Source organism: Aliikangiella maris, from assembly GCF_040719265.1.
Taxonomy (GTDB): domain Bacteria; phylum Pseudomonadota; class Gammaproteobacteria; order Enterobacterales; family Kangiellaceae; genus Aliikangiella; species Aliikangiella maris.
Map to the genome: position 1 here is coordinate 196,733 of NZ_JBFDAH010000008.1, position 13,264 is coordinate 209,996.

Genomic DNA, 13,264 nt, shown 5'->3' on the forward strand with positions numbered 1-13,264 from the left:
GATCAGCTTATTTCCGAAACCAGCAGGTTTTAAACATCGCAACATGCCTGCATGTGATCCAATTTAAAATCTCTGCGTATAACATTTTGCAGGTTCTAAACTTTTGGGCTCCGGCATTTTCGGGGCCCGATATTACCGAATTTAGTACAGGGCAAAACGAGTGACTCAATTGCCCAAGAAATTGATACTTTATACTTACTTAATCAACGCGAGATAGCTTAACCATGAAAAAATTAACGCAAAAACTGGTCAATGCGCTTGCACTGTTAGCAATCATCGGTTTAACCGCTTGTAGCAGTGACAATGATAGTGTGAAGCAAAACGAGCAACCATCGCCTAGCACTAGGTTGCAAATTGTTCATGCATCACCTGATGCCCCGTTAGTTAACATACTGGCAGATGATTCTGTCGTTGCAGAAAATGTCGATTATTTGCAAGCAACACCCTATAACTCAATCACTGTTGGGTCACATACCCTAGCGGTGAAAGCGCTGTTAGCAGATGAAACTCAAATAGACGCTTTTGCGCCAGTGAGTGTCGATTTGGCTGCTGAGACTATCTACACCGTACTAGCGGTTAACAATGTAGCAGCAATTGAGCCGCTTGTGCTCACCCGTCCCGATACTGGCGTAACGACAGGCAAAGTTAGATTACAGCTGGTACATGCTGCTGCCAATGCGCCAATGGTAGATATTTATTTGACAACTCCTGGTGCCGATTTAACGCAGCAATCTCCGCTGGTAACCGCCGAGTTTAAGCAAAGTTTAGATGCAACCGAAATTGATCCCGGTGAATATCAGGTCAGAATTACCCCCGCAGGCGATGCACAAACTATCGTTTACGATTCGGGTAGCAAAATGCTCAATGCTGGTGGTGATTATCTAGTTGCGGCAGTGACTAATGTTGGACCTGGTAGCCATCCGGTTAATCTGATTGCTGTTAATCCACAAGGTCAGACCCTACCCTGGTTACATAGCGAAACGCCAGCTGCTGTCAGAGTGGTTCATGCATCACCCGATGCGCCAGCTGTTGATGTAGTTGCCAACGACAATTTTGATGCGCCGTTAATTGAAAATCTGGCGTATACCGAGTTTGCAGGATACGTAATGCTGCCTGCTGCAGATTACAACATTAAAGTGACGCCGACAGGTGCGCAGGCCCCGGTAGTTATTGATGCAGATTTATCACTGATGGCGGGCGAAAGTTACAATGTGATTGCGGCAAATGTCTTGGCATCGATAGAGCCGCTAGTGTTGACTGCTGATAATCGTCGCATAGCGACCGAGGCTAAGCTGCGTCTGGTACATGCCAGCCCAGCCGCCGGTAATGTTGATATTTATATTGTTGCTCCCGGTGCTGACATCACTGATTTAACCCCTGCGCTGAGCGATGTAGCACTGACTGCTGATAGTGGTTTTGTATCTTTATTGCCAGGTGACTACGATGTGATATTAACGGTTGCTGGTAGTAAAGACATTGCACTTGGTCCTGTGTCTGTGACTCTAAATGGTGCTGGTATTTATACCGCAATTGCGCGAGATGCTGCCGGTGGGGGATTACCTGCAGGGCTAATTTTATTAGACGATTTTCTTTAAGGTCGAGTAGGTTGAGTAAGATGTTGTTCAATGTTGAGCACTGTACAGGTTTGGTCTGACCAATGCTCAACCTATTCATTCGAATATTGATATAAAGACTTCAATTGGGATAAAAATGCAAGCAAACAGACAAAAGACAGGAAATCTAGTATATTGGCCGGTAGCAAGTTCGCAGCAACTCAAGGCCAATATGACCAGTCTTTCCAATTCACAGTCAGGTGATTGCAAAGCGTGGAGCGAGCATCTTCACGCCATTGCAACCCGTGCCGATAGAAATGCCTATAAAGCATTGTATCTGCATTTTTTCCCAAAAATTAAATCATTTTATTATCAGCAGGGACTTGCTGCACATGCTGATGAGTTGGCTCATGAAGTATTTATCAAAGTCTGGCAAAAGGCATTCACCTATCAATCTGATAAGGCGAGTGTCTCAACCTGGTTATTTACAATTGTACGAAATTTGCGAATCGACTTTTTGCGACGTAAAAAAATAGATGAGTGTTCTGATGAAAATGCGCCAGAGCCTGTGCAAGAAGATCGTAGCTTGGCTCATGTGCAAGCACTGCGTAATAAACAACAACTCAATGAGTTATTTAAACAATTAACCGAAGAGCAGCGCAATGCACTGCAAAAAGTTTACTTTGAAGATAAAAGCCACCAACTGGCGGCTGAAGAATTAAATATGACACTGGGTACTCTGAAATCCAGGGTACGCAGCGCGTTACGAGTGTTACGCTCCCACTTGGGAGGAGAATCAGTATGAAACACCATCCAGATATAGATTTATTGCTAAAATTTGCCAGTGGTCAACTTGAACCGGCACTTAGCATTGCTGTCGGCTTACATCAACTTGAATGTCAATTTTGTCGAGAACAAATTGAAACCTTTGAAATGTTTGGTGGCGATACACTGGAAAATTTACAAGGTTGGCCTGTGATAAATAGTCCACAGGGCATGACGCCATTTCATACCAAAGGAACTACCGAGACTATGGCATCTGGCGTGGATGAGTGCGTTGCCGAAGTATCCACGGGTGAATTACTTGACTCCGGTTTTGAAAAACTGCTACAACATCTTGAAGGTGATTCTTCTTGCTCGCAAATAGCTGATTCGGAATATGAAAATAACGCGCAAATGGCGTGGGCCGACTTGCCCATTGCGCAAATTGATCGACCAATATTTTCTCAGCTCAATAATCGTCAGTTTGATGAGTTGCCTTGGAAAAAAGTCACCCGCAAAATCTGGCGTAGTCAAATTGAACTACAAGATGCAGATTTATGTATAGAAATATTTAAATTTTCTCCACATGCCAAAATTCCAAAACATACCCATTGTGGGCGTGAATTTACTTTGGTTCTGGAAGGTGATTTTAGCGATCAAGATGGCAATTATGCCAGTGGTGAATTTATTGAAAAAAACCAACACAACGAACATCAACCGGTGGCGGGTGAACAGGGTTGCATTTGTTTAGCGGTAACTGATGCACCACTTAAATTTACCGGTGCGCTAGGACCCTTTATTAATTGGTTGAATCGATAAGCGAATGCTTTAAGAGCGGTTTGTGTAGTTTGCCTGGCAATTGATATTTCCTTGGCTGTAGTGACTTAAAAATTGGCGATTAGTTTTTCCAGATATTTAATATCGTCAATTGAAAGTGCTTCTTCATTAAGAAGATGGTTAAATAAAGGTCGATTTTGACCACCAAAAACTCGCTGAATAAAAGATTGAATGAGGAACTTTTTCGTTCTGGCTGGCTGAATGAGCGCACCATAAAAAATTGTTCTGCCAGATTGATCAACCCGCTGAATGGCTTGTTTTTTTTCTAGTCGATCAATAATTGTTTTTACAGTAGAGTAAGTTACATCACGTTTTTCCATGATTTTCTCATGTATTTGAGGCGCAGATAACTAATCTGCTTCCCAAAAGTATTGCATGACTTCAAGTTCAAATTCCGATAGTTTCATTTTTATCTCGACGTTTGCAGATATCAATAATGACAAATGTAGAGGTTATATCTACATCTGTTAAGATAAAATGAATGATTTTAAGTAATGAATGAACTGGACGATGACAATTGGCAAAAAATTATTAGCCTTTCGCCTGCTTAAATGCCTCAATAGCTTGCTGTCTTGTGGCTTTTAAATTGACCTGTGGTGAGGGATAGTTGGGTAAAGACAGTGTTTCAAACTTGTGAATGTTTTTAGCGGGTTGTGCTTTTAAAGCGGGCAGCCATTGTTTGATAAATGAGGTGTCGGGATCAAATTTTTGCTGCTGTGAGGCCGGGTTAAAAACACGAAAATAGGGCGCGGCATCGGTACCAACCGAAGCACACCATTGCCAGCCGCCATTGTTGCTGGCAAAATCATAGTCAAATAAATGTTCAGCAAAAAAGCGTTCTCCTTCACGCCAATCAATCCATAAGTTTTTGGTCAAATAGCTGGCTACAATCATGCGTAATCGATTATGCATCCATCCGGTTTGGCGTAGCTGCGTTATTGCTGCATCAATAATCGGAATGCCCGTTTGGGCATTTTTCCAGGCAGCAAAATGTTCAGTATTGTTGCTCCAGGTTAATTGCTTGTCGACTGGATTAAAAGCATGACCTTTAACCACATGCGGAAAATGCCAAGCGACTGAGCGATAAAAGTCGCGCCAAATTAATTCATTAATCCAGGTTTGCGATTGGCGCTCGTTAACGCTTTGCTTCGCTAGGGTATAGCAGCGCTTTATCGATAAACTGCCCACTGCTAAAGCGGCTGACAACGCTGATGTACCGCTAATAGCAGGATAATCTCGCTGCTCAGCATAATCAGATAGCGCGCTTTTACAAAACCGCTCTAGTTGTTGATGAATTTTTTTCTCATTAATCTCGGGTAAAGATGGGGCTGAAAAGACGGTGTGCTCTTTTTTAATAATAGAAGCTTTATCAATAACAAATTGCTGTTCGGCTAATTGCGTAAAATCAAAAAAGTTGAAGTTAGATTTTTCTTTTGCTTTTGGCGAAGAAAAATTTTGCAGTGGATAATCGGCCAAATAACTTTTTACCGCGCGTGCAAAATCGCTAAACACTTTATAGCCTTGCTGTTCTTTAGTCACAATTTTATGTGGAGATATCAGCGTTTGATCGTTATATGAATGAAACTTCACTTGGTCTTTTAATCGGTTATAAACCTGTTTATCTCGCTCACGTTCATTGAGCAATATTTCTCGATTAAAGTAACAATCATCAACTTTTAATTGGGTAACAACCTGCTGCATTAATTCGGGCACTTGGGAAAAGTGTCCTGCATCTAGAATTAACAACGGAATATTCAATTTGCGCAATTGTTGTTTTAACTCTGAGAGCGCAGCAAATATTAAGGCTTGCTGGTTACTACCCACCCAATGTTCTTGCCACTGTTTTTGACAGACGAAATACAATGCAAAAACGGCACAATTTTTATCTTGTGCCGCATGATAGAGTGCAGAGTTGTCATCGATCCGCAAATCATTTCTCAACCAAACCAGATTGACTTTTTTCACTTGTTGTTTTTACTCTAAAGTTTAAATTTTACAATTTAGACCCTATTATAAATGTTTGCCTACAAAGTTTTTACCCTGATGGCTAAATCACCTGGATAGGGTTCAAAATAAGACAATTGCTTAATATACTGATCGGGATGATGTTTAAAGTGATGCTTAAGCAAGGTAATTGGCGCCAATATTGGTAATAAACCTCGACGGTATTCGAGAATGGTATACGCCAGTTCACGGCGATCTACTGAATCGAGTTTTTGCTTTAAAAAACCTTGCAAATGCATTAACACATTTGCATTGTTGGCACGAGTAGCCGGAATTTTAAGACCCGCCATTAAGTCGGTAATATAAGCTTGGGCAATTTCATGAATATTTTCTTTGTTCACTTTAGCCAACTTGGGACCAATTTGACGATAGGTTTTTTGGCAGTGTGCAAGTAATGTCATTTTGTGACGTGCGTGAAACGACAACAGGTTATGCACCGTCAATCCGGTTTCCATCATATCTTGCCATTCACGGTATAAATAAACACGTTTAATAAAGCTGTCGCGAATGAGCGGATCATTTAGCCGACCATCTTCTTCAACCGGCAGAAGTGGAACGTACTTCATCACTTCGGCAGCGAAAATACCTGTGCCATTTTTCTCAGCCTGGGCTGATTTTTTGTTTGCCGAATCATCAGAATCATTATAAATTTTTATGCGCTCGACGCCGCAGCTTGGCGAACCTTTACAAAATATAAAGCCAGAAAGCTGGCTGAGCTTGTCGCGGTTCTTTCGCGCATAGTGTTGTAAGTCATCGGTAAAATCTTGTGTATAGTCATGACTGTAAACTGCTTTGGTGTTATCTTTGCTTCCTATCAAGCGGATTGGCTTACGTGGTACTGGTAAACCAATACCTACTTCGGGGCAAAAAGACACAAACTTGAATTTTTCAGTAAGGGATTGTGTACAAAAATTATTTTTTCGATGTCCACCGTCAAATCTGACATTTTGACCAAGCAAACACTGGCTAATACCCACTTCAATCATAAACTTTTCTCCAAAACAATCAGTCAACTGGTTTAATTCGAACACTGCTACTTAAGATTTACGTGAATTATGTATTTCCAGATCACTTTTCATGGTTTTATTGAAAAGTTTTTACCTTATTTTTGGCCTGATTCATTATCCTTAAATTTACGCCTGAAATGGAAACATTGACTAGAGCGGTTTTTTAGTGGTTACTCGATTCTATGTTATTTTTTAATGAGATATTAAATAGTAAATAATTAACATAATAAGTGAATAAAAGCTTGTTTCATTTTTGATTGTGCTACTTTTAACCAATACACCCATTTTTTTAAGGATTTCTTCGTAATTTTTATATCGTTTTAACTAGACAATCTGAGGAGATGTGAATGGCAAAACTAGTTGATGAATTACAGCAAGAACACCAAGTGATCATCGGATATTTAGATGCTATACGAGTGGCTGGCGTAACTTCACCAGAAGGGCAGTCGAAACTCCAATTAGCCAGAAAAGGATTACTCGCTCACTTAAAAAAAGAAGATGAACGCCTATACCCTTTGCTGAACAAAGCGGCCCAAAGCAGCCCCGAATTGAAAAGGACGTTGGAAATTTTTGCGAAGGATATGGATGAAATTTCACGCAATGCCGAAGCTTTTTTTCATAAGTATTCTAATGGCGGTTCGGGTATTGAATTTGCTAAAGACTTTGGTTCACTGATAGCGACTTTAAATCAGCGCATTCAAAAAGAAGAGAGCGTGATTTATAAACGGTTTAATGAAATTGCTTAGTCGTATTGTAGTGCATTGTAGCGGATTAATCGTGCCCGTTAGTAGTAGCACTGAACCTATATTAATGAATTACTACTTATTATTAACCACAGTCGTTAACCACTATCATTAACTTCTAGTGACTATCTATTAACAGAGGCACTCAGCATAAGCTGCTACACGCTTGCGCTGAGTGAATTAAATCATTATTTTTAAACGTTACTTTTAAATGCCAGTTTTGAATGCTATTTTAATTAAAACTTAACGTCTTACTGAGTGGATTATTAACCGGAATATCCGATGGTAAGTAGGGCAGTGTTATGGTAACAAATGTCCCTTTGCTTTTGCCTCGGCGATAGCTTCTAAATTTTATTTTACCTTTTCTTTCGTAAGCAATATTTTTAAGCGTTGCGATACCCACGCCAAAGTTAAAAGTGTGGTCGGTAAATTTAATGCCGATACCATCATCTTGTACACAAATTTTTATTTGTTTGTTGTCACAGCTAATGCTCATTTGAATAAACTTGGCTTTGGCATGTTTTAAGCTGTTGGTAATTAATGTGTGAGCAATATAAAAAATGGTGTTACGGGTTTCTTTGCCGCATCGTTTAGACACCGAAACCTGAAATTCATGGGAAACATTTTGCGCAATAATCAGCGCTTCTAAACCTTGCAGGCTGTGATCTAAATTTGAGTTGCCCATAGCGCTTAGCACACTATAGTTATCGAGTAAGCTTTCAATTTTTTCAACCGCCTGATCAACTTTCATTAACCCACTATTAGCCGCCATTTTATTTTTTGAATGTAAAATATTTTTAGCGGCAACCAGGTTCGAATAAGTCTCAAGTAGCCCTTGTTTGGTTTGTTGTTGACTGACTTCTTTAAAGACTTTATTTTTTTGACGGTTAACTTTAAAAATAACCGCAAAGGCAATTAAACCAAACAACAAACCAATGCTCGAAAGAATGGTTAATACAATAATAAACCAGTCTGAATAATACCAGGGGCCGCTCACATAAAATGATTTTACCGGCGTGGTTAACCAGTTTGTACCGTTGTAAGAGGCTCTAACCTGAACATTGTGTCGACCAATATTTAAATAAGAAATTTGTACACTACCATTGTGCATATCAATCCAGTTACCATCGTTCAGTTGATATTGGTATTGAATAATATTGCCATTTAAATAGTCAAAGCAGTTTGCTGAAATGGTAACTGTTTGGTTATAGGGGGTATCTTCGGTGGGTAACTGGGTAAATCGTGGTGCATTTAAACTGGGGGAATTAAAAAAGTCTATAGATATGAGATTGGTTCTTCCTGCCGCATAAGCTATGTGTTCGTCGATTGTAATCCCATAAAATAACTGTTTAGCAGTATTAGGTACTAGAGCAAACTCTTCATTTTTAAAACGATATAATCCATTAGCAGAACTTATCAAAACTTCATCAAAATATTCAACTGCTTCGCCTAAGTTTGAGGGACTCTTAATAGGTTGCCACTGATTTCCTGAATGTTTAAATAGTCCGCCTCCCCATGAAGTTAAATAAAGGTTTCCATCAATAGTAAAAATATCAATCAAATTATAGGGAGATATATATGTTACTTTAATTTCATTTTGGTTTTTTTCTACTAATCCACCCGAGCTCATAATATAAAGTATGTTATTAATCTTTTTAATACTAACTACCTCTAAATGTGGTAGTACATTATTTATAGCGCTATAGTCTATGGGGTTGAAGTTATTATCGAATGCAACAATACCATCATAAGTTGTAGATAATAAGAGTTCATCATCAATGTAGCTTGCCGAAATTACATAGCCTCCATCGTAAATTTGACTCAGTTTATTGTCTTCGAATTTATAGGCCCCTTTGGTGGTAGCAAAAATTATTGGTTTATCTTTTTGATATAGAATTTTATTGATTCTGCGTTCTAACTTTGGAAATTGTTCATTGATATCTGCCAAAGGATGGAAAATTCCTTTATCTAAATAATATAAGCCATGTTCAGTTCCTAGCCATAATTGATTATTAACCATCTGCACTTCGTTGTAGCGAGAAGGTTTAGGAAGACGGAGTACAGTTGAATGCTGGTCAATTACCTCAAATTCGATTTTATCTGTTGACCATAAGTTCCCTTGTTTATCTTCATATAACAAGTAACTGATTTGTTCAAGCTGATTAACTGAAGCTTTAACTGTTTCTAATAAAGCCGTATCTAGAATATCTACTTTACTACCATAAGCAATAGCCAATAAATTTTGTTGGTAAGGCGTCATTGCTGTAATCGGATCTGTGAAAGTTCTAGTCGTCAAAGTTTTTTCATCACTGAGTGACAGTAAAGTTAAATCATAATCCGTACTGTAAGCTAATCGATGATTAAGTAATGCTAATTGTGCCGTAGTTGTTTGAAATGAGCGAACTAGCCAAGAATGTTGTCCATTAATTTTATAAAGCCCATTTTTAGTTATAGCATAATGTTGATTTTGAAGTGCTGCTATATCAATTACATCTGTAAGCTCATGTTTTTTTTGCGAAAGAGTGTGTAAATCGAATAAATAGAGTTTTCTATGCACCCTTGCCATTAGATGTGTGTTTGAAAGTGCTAGCTTATCAACATCTAGTGAGCTAATTTTTTTTGTTTTGTAGGTGGTTAAATTTAGTGTCCAAACTCCCTCTTTAAAAAAGGCTATATATAGTGTATTGGTTTTCTCTTGATAAACTGCCGATCCACTCCAAGATTGTGGCAAGTCGGAAATCTCCGCTAAATTAATATATTTGTATCCATCATAGCGAATAACACCCATTTGAGTAACAAAATACATATATCCATTACTATCTTCTGTAATGGATACGACATTCGTTGGCTGATCTGCTGAAGCAAAAAAACTTGAGCCAAGGAAGAATGTGTATATAGCCAATATAAAAATATAAATATTTTTTTTCATTACTGTCCGTGTCTAAATGTAATTTTTGCTAGTGATCTTTTCTGCCGCAACCTGCTGTTGGTGTTGGCATTGTTTGTCCAGAAGAGCTGCTCTGGGTAACCATGTTATTAGAACGTAGCTTATTCAAACTAGATGTTGCTGATATTGTTTGCTTCCAATCAAACTGGGCTCCGCTCTCGGGTGAAATTATCAAAAATGTTGGTAAGCGTGGATCATCTTTATCGGCTTTATTTTGCCAAAGTTGCATTACCATTTCTCCTGCTTCATCCCCCCATAAGTGGGTATAGGCGGCAGCTAATAATTGTGCGCCAGCCAAACTGCTAACAATCATTCCTGTGTTTTCATATCTACTGCCGCAATCAAAACTCATATTTACATTTAATGTTGAATAATCGGGTAATAATAACGTTGCCTGCATTGAACTAATGCGTGCTCGGTTTTCTTTTAATGGTTCGAGCGCTATAGCCAAGGTACTAAAAAAAGCATTGATACTTAAAAAAAGCAATAAAAATGTATTTTTTGATGTCATTTGGTTTTTTGATATCACTTTGAAAACTCCAATTTGTTATACCAACCTGAGCGTAGCTTCTGCAATGGCCTTTACTATCATTTCATCCAAATTGTTAGCAAATGCGGCTTCAATTAAGTGAGGGCGTAAAGTTTTAAAAATGCTAAACTGCCGATCGATTGGTAATTTTTTATTTTCTAAAACTCTTTCCAGTACACCGTCAACCATATTACTCACATGAATCAGTTCGGCTTGAGTAAACATCGTGTTGGTCAGGTTAGAGCTTTCGCGTTTGGTATTACCTAAAAATATCTCATCTAGTGAAATTTCTTGTTCAATACAAGTGTTCACAATAGGTATTATAGGCAATGATTGACTTTTTCGCGCAACAGCAACCCCGGAATCTGACATACTCAAGGCGCGAGCTAAAGCTCTGTCACTTTTCTCACCAAGTTTCTTTTTCAATCTTTGAATGACTTCTTCAAAATCAAGTATGACTGTGTTGTTCATAAGTATCCAAATCGCCAATTTTTAAATTGATAATTTATTTAATTGACTTGACATAAGAGTGATTAGTATTCTAACATTTTTAAAGCAAAAACGATTAAGATTATAATCGAAATGGCAATTCAATTCCGGGATTTTTAGTTTACACGAAAATTGAAACGAGTAAATCAATCACTTATGGATACTGACAAAATTCAATGCGCTATTAACCGCATCACACAATGTGTTAGTTATCGATAACAATTGATTTTTAAGAACAGCCATTTCAAATTTTATTTGAAAATAAATACGCTTTTAGTAACAACCTTTTTACTCGATAACAATTTTTTGGCTTGTTAATTTCAAAGGGCAATAAAAAAATTAATCGTTTGACTTTGGTTGAAAAATTTAAAAGCTAATAAAAAACAACGTCATACTAATACATTGAAAAAAAAATATTCTATGACGTAAAACAATAAAAAACTAGAAAATACCGGGGTGATTTAATTTATAAATATTTCTTATCGAGATAATTAAAAATCAAACTATCCCCCGAAAAAAATAGATCGCCAGTAAGACATGCGCTGGCAATGGCATCAACAACCCGTGTTGATAGGCAGCTAAATAGCGTTAAGTTATGAAGTGGAAAGATGAGTCAAGTGGTTAAAAACTGCATTGCAACATCAGCGCTTATGAAAGTATCACGAATTTAATAAAAATGGCTATCCATTTATCTTAAATAGAGATAAAAATGTGCTGGATGCCAGCAACAATAATGAAAGCAGTTGAAGTATTGAAGGTGGGTAATGCTTCGTTAATTAAACAATTTAAGCGCAGGGAAAAACAAGTGTCTTTAATCATTGAAAAGATTGACTTGCAAGCAATCGGTAATCCACCACAAGTAACATGCGATTTATGCAAAACATCGCACGTACCGATGATTCTCCATTTAACTCCTGCCGAATGGCTGCATGCAGTCGATTATATTGGATGGCGGCAAGTAGAATTTTGTAGTGTCAAATTTGAACTGTTATGTCCTGATTGTCTTTCAAGCTTAAAAATAAAAGAAGACTCGACACTCAGTAGCCTTGAAAAATTAGGCAAAATTAAATTTTGAAGTAGTCATTTTGACATAACTTTTACAGGGCAGGGACCCGCCCTTTTTTTATTCTGTTGATATAGGTGAACATCGTGTATTTATCAAAACATTATTACATCAAGCTGATTGGTATAGGCAAAGAAAAATTGAGTCTCGATAATTTTGCCTATACCCGCTTATTGCAATCGCTAACTGGCAAAACCAACGCTGAACAAATGGACACAACAGAGTTGATGCAAGTTTTAAATAAAATGCAATGGATGGGGTATAAAATTCAGAAAGAAAAGAAATCCTTGCGCAACAATGGTGCCAGTAAAAAACAACTTAAGCGATTGCGTCAGCTTTGGTTTTTAATGTTTCTGGAAGGTTACTTGAATGAAAGTTGTGATAAAAGCCTATTAAGCTGGTCGCAGCGTAAACTAAAAATTTATGACGAATCACTGCAAATTGATCATTTAGCCTGGTTTCCTGATTGGGTGATTAATGGTTTGATTGATGAATTGGAAAACTGGCACAAAATGCTAAAAATCTATTTTAAAATTCAGGAGCAATGATGCATGAACTACGAAACAAAAATGGAAATTTTAATCAATCAAAAGTTTCAACCTATGGATTATTTTATTTTTGCTAAAAAAGTCGATCGGCGCATTGCCGATCTGGAGTTGTGGATTAAGTGTCTTAAACTCAAAATTACCGAAGAAGACTTATTTTAAAGCGATTGAAGATGGCAATGCCAAAGAAACCATGATCGCTTTAGATATTGGTGCCGAAGAATATTTTGCCTTGAAAAGAATCGCCATAAAGAGGCGATTAGATAATGCGAATAATGAGGTGTATTAAAAGCGGCATTAAAAAACGATATTAAAAAGTCTATTAACAAATTCAGGTATTGGTTAGCAGATTAAGGATCGATCTCTTTTTTAGTTTCATCCTTTTTAGTTTCTATTGATTCATCGATTTCTTGCTTTTCAGTGGATTCTGTTTTGGGCTTTTTTTCCGATAATGGAAAACGATTAGGAACTTCATACATTTTTTCATGCGGATTATCTTTGGCATTATCCGCTGAATCACTGAGCGGTTTAGATGATTTGGCTTGTGACGCTTCAACTTGTGGTTTCGCGGTTTTAGATTTTTCATCATCTTTGTTCATTGTCGTAGACTGATCCGTTGCTGTTTGGTTAGACGATTGCTGATCGGTTGCAGAATGGCAGGCGGTTAGCAATAAACAAGCTGCAATAGTTAACCATAAAAAATAGTGTTTAAACTGTATCATACTAAAACTACCTGGATAATTTATAAGCTATAAGTCATAAGTAATTAGTCATAAGTAATCAGT

14 protein-coding genes are annotated in these 13,264 nt (G+C 37.8%); 7 read left to right on the forward strand and 7 right to left on the reverse strand.

Annotation, left to right across the window (positions count from 1 at the left end; all coding sequences use genetic code 11):
* Nucleotides 1-224 precede the first annotated feature (224 nt).
* The 3 genes from ABVT42_RS09935 to ABVT42_RS09945 all read left to right on the forward strand — a co-directional run bounded on the left by ABVT42_RS09935 (nt 225) and on the right by ABVT42_RS09945 (nt 3,134).
* A complete protein-coding gene (locus tag ABVT42_RS09935; protein WP_353874469.1) occupies nt 225-1,595 on the forward strand; it encodes a DUF4397 domain-containing protein in 1,371 nt (456 codons plus the stop codon).
* 115 nt (nt 1,596-1,710) lie between these two features.
* Nucleotides 1,711-2,358: an RNA polymerase sigma factor gene (locus tag ABVT42_RS09940; RefSeq protein ID WP_353874468.1), complete on the forward strand. Its 648-nt coding sequence runs from the start codon at nt 1,711-1,713 to the stop codon at nt 2,356-2,358.
* Nucleotides 2,355-3,134 carry a ChrR family anti-sigma-E factor gene (locus ABVT42_RS09945; RefSeq protein ID WP_353874467.1) on the forward strand — a complete coding sequence of 260 codons (780 nt, stop codon included), beginning with the start codon at nt 2,355-2,357 and terminating at the stop codon, nt 3,132-3,134. The genes ABVT42_RS09940 and ABVT42_RS09945 overlap by 4 nt, the downstream gene beginning before the upstream one ends.
* A 65-nt stretch (nt 3,135-3,199) precedes the next feature.
* On the opposite strand, the gene ABVT42_RS09950 is transcribed toward ABVT42_RS09945, so the two are convergent.
* From ABVT42_RS09950 to ABVT42_RS09960, 3 genes are all read right to left on the reverse strand, one after another.
* Complete coding sequence (locus tag ABVT42_RS09950) at nt 3,200-3,487, reverse strand: BlaI/MecI/CopY family transcriptional regulator (protein ID WP_353895596.1); 288 nt, start codon at nt 3,485-3,487, stop codon at nt 3,200-3,202.
* 196 nt (nt 3,488-3,683) lie between these two features.
* Nucleotides 3,684-5,117, reverse strand: a complete 1,434-nt coding sequence (locus ABVT42_RS09955) for a cryptochrome/photolyase family protein (protein ID WP_353874466.1) — start codon at nt 5,115-5,117, stop codon at nt 3,684-3,686.
* Nucleotides 5,118-5,176: 59 nt separating this feature from the next.
* Nucleotides 5,177-6,142 (reverse strand): DUF1722 domain-containing protein, encoded by a 966-nt coding sequence (locus ABVT42_RS09960; RefSeq protein WP_353874465.1) that lies wholly within the window; start codon nt 6,140-6,142, stop codon nt 5,177-5,179.
* 368 nt (nt 6,143-6,510) lie between these two features.
* On the opposite strand from ABVT42_RS09960, the gene ABVT42_RS09965 reads away from it, so the two are divergent.
* Nucleotides 6,511-6,909 carry a hemerythrin domain-containing protein gene (locus ABVT42_RS09965; RefSeq protein ID WP_353874464.1) on the forward strand — a complete coding sequence of 133 codons (399 nt, stop codon included), beginning with the start codon at nt 6,511-6,513 and terminating at the stop codon, nt 6,907-6,909.
* Nucleotides 6,910-7,138: 229 nt separating this feature from the next.
* On the opposite strand, the gene ABVT42_RS09970 is transcribed toward ABVT42_RS09965, so the two are convergent.
* The 3 genes from ABVT42_RS09970 to ABVT42_RS09980 are packed head-to-tail and all read right to left on the reverse strand — an operon-like array spanning nt 7,139 to nt 10,853.
* A complete protein-coding gene (locus ABVT42_RS09970; protein ID WP_353874463.1) occupies nt 7,139-9,835 on the reverse strand; it encodes an ATP-binding protein in 2,697 nt (898 codons plus the stop codon).
* Nucleotides 9,836-9,863: 28 nt separating this feature from the next.
* On the reverse strand, nt 9,864-10,382 hold the full coding sequence (locus tag ABVT42_RS09975; RefSeq protein WP_353874462.1) for a hypothetical protein: 519 nt from the start codon (nt 10,380-10,382) through the stop codon (nt 9,864-9,866).
* An 18-nt stretch (nt 10,383-10,400) separates the two neighbouring features.
* Nucleotides 10,401-10,853, reverse strand: a complete 453-nt coding sequence (locus ABVT42_RS09980) for a helix-turn-helix domain-containing protein (protein WP_353874461.1) — start codon at nt 10,851-10,853, stop codon at nt 10,401-10,403.
* Between the two features lie 751 nt (nt 10,854-11,604).
* Here ABVT42_RS09980 and ABVT42_RS09985 point away from each other — a divergent pair.
* The 3 genes from ABVT42_RS09985 (at nt 11,605) to ABVT42_RS09995 (ending at nt 12,641) form a co-directional block, all read left to right on the forward strand.
* The gene (locus tag ABVT42_RS09985; protein WP_353874460.1) at nt 11,605-11,946 is read left to right on the forward strand and encodes a hypothetical protein; all 342 of its coding nucleotides are present in this window, start codon (nt 11,605-11,607) and stop codon (nt 11,944-11,946) included.
* Nucleotides 11,947-12,020: 74 nt separating this feature from the next.
* Complete coding sequence (locus ABVT42_RS09990) at nt 12,021-12,482, forward strand: regulatory protein GemA (protein ID WP_353874459.1); 462 nt, start codon at nt 12,021-12,023, stop codon at nt 12,480-12,482.
* A 3-nt stretch (nt 12,483-12,485) separates the two neighbouring features.
* A complete protein-coding gene (locus ABVT42_RS09995) occupies nt 12,486-12,641 on the forward strand; it encodes a hypothetical protein (protein ID WP_353874458.1) in 156 nt (51 codons plus the stop codon).
* Between the two features lie 188 nt (nt 12,642-12,829).
* Here ABVT42_RS09995 and ABVT42_RS10000 read toward each other — a convergent pair whose 3' ends face one another.
* On the reverse strand, nt 12,830-13,201 hold the full coding sequence (locus tag ABVT42_RS10000) for a hypothetical protein (protein ID WP_353874457.1): 372 nt from the start codon (nt 13,199-13,201) through the stop codon (nt 12,830-12,832).
* Nucleotides 13,202-13,264 lie beyond the last annotated feature (63 nt).

What these genes read in the sequence shown, in the direction of transcription:
- ABVT42_RS09995 (WP_353874458.1), top strand. Translation starts at nt 12,486, where the DNA reads ATGAACTACGAAACAAAAATGGAAATTTTAATCAATCAAAAGTTTCAA.
- ABVT42_RS09960 (WP_353874465.1), bottom strand. Translation starts at nt 6,142, where the DNA reads ATGATTGAAGTGGGTATTAGCCAGTGTTTGCTTGGTCAAAATGTCAGA.
- ABVT42_RS09935 (WP_353874469.1), top strand. Translation starts at nt 225, where the DNA reads ATGAAAAAATTAACGCAAAAACTGGTCAATGCGCTTGCACTGTTAGCA.
- ABVT42_RS09985 (WP_353874460.1), top strand. Translation starts at nt 11,605, where the DNA reads ATGAAAGCAGTTGAAGTATTGAAGGTGGGTAATGCTTCGTTAATTAAA.
- ABVT42_RS09970 (WP_353874463.1), bottom strand. Translation starts at nt 9,835, where the DNA reads ATGAAAAAAAATATTTATATTTTTATATTGGCTATATACACATTCTTC.
- ABVT42_RS09945 (WP_353874467.1), top strand. Translation starts at nt 2,355, where the DNA reads ATGAAACACCATCCAGATATAGATTTATTGCTAAAATTTGCCAGTGGT.
- ABVT42_RS09980 (WP_353874461.1), bottom strand. Translation starts at nt 10,853, where the DNA reads ATGAACAACACAGTCATACTTGATTTTGAAGAAGTCATTCAAAGATTG.
- ABVT42_RS09940 (WP_353874468.1), top strand. Translation starts at nt 1,711, where the DNA reads ATGCAAGCAAACAGACAAAAGACAGGAAATCTAGTATATTGGCCGGTA.
- ABVT42_RS10000 (WP_353874457.1), bottom strand. Translation starts at nt 13,201, where the DNA reads ATGATACAGTTTAAACACTATTTTTTATGGTTAACTATTGCAGCTTGT.
- ABVT42_RS09965 (WP_353874464.1), top strand. Translation starts at nt 6,511, where the DNA reads ATGGCAAAACTAGTTGATGAATTACAGCAAGAACACCAAGTGATCATC.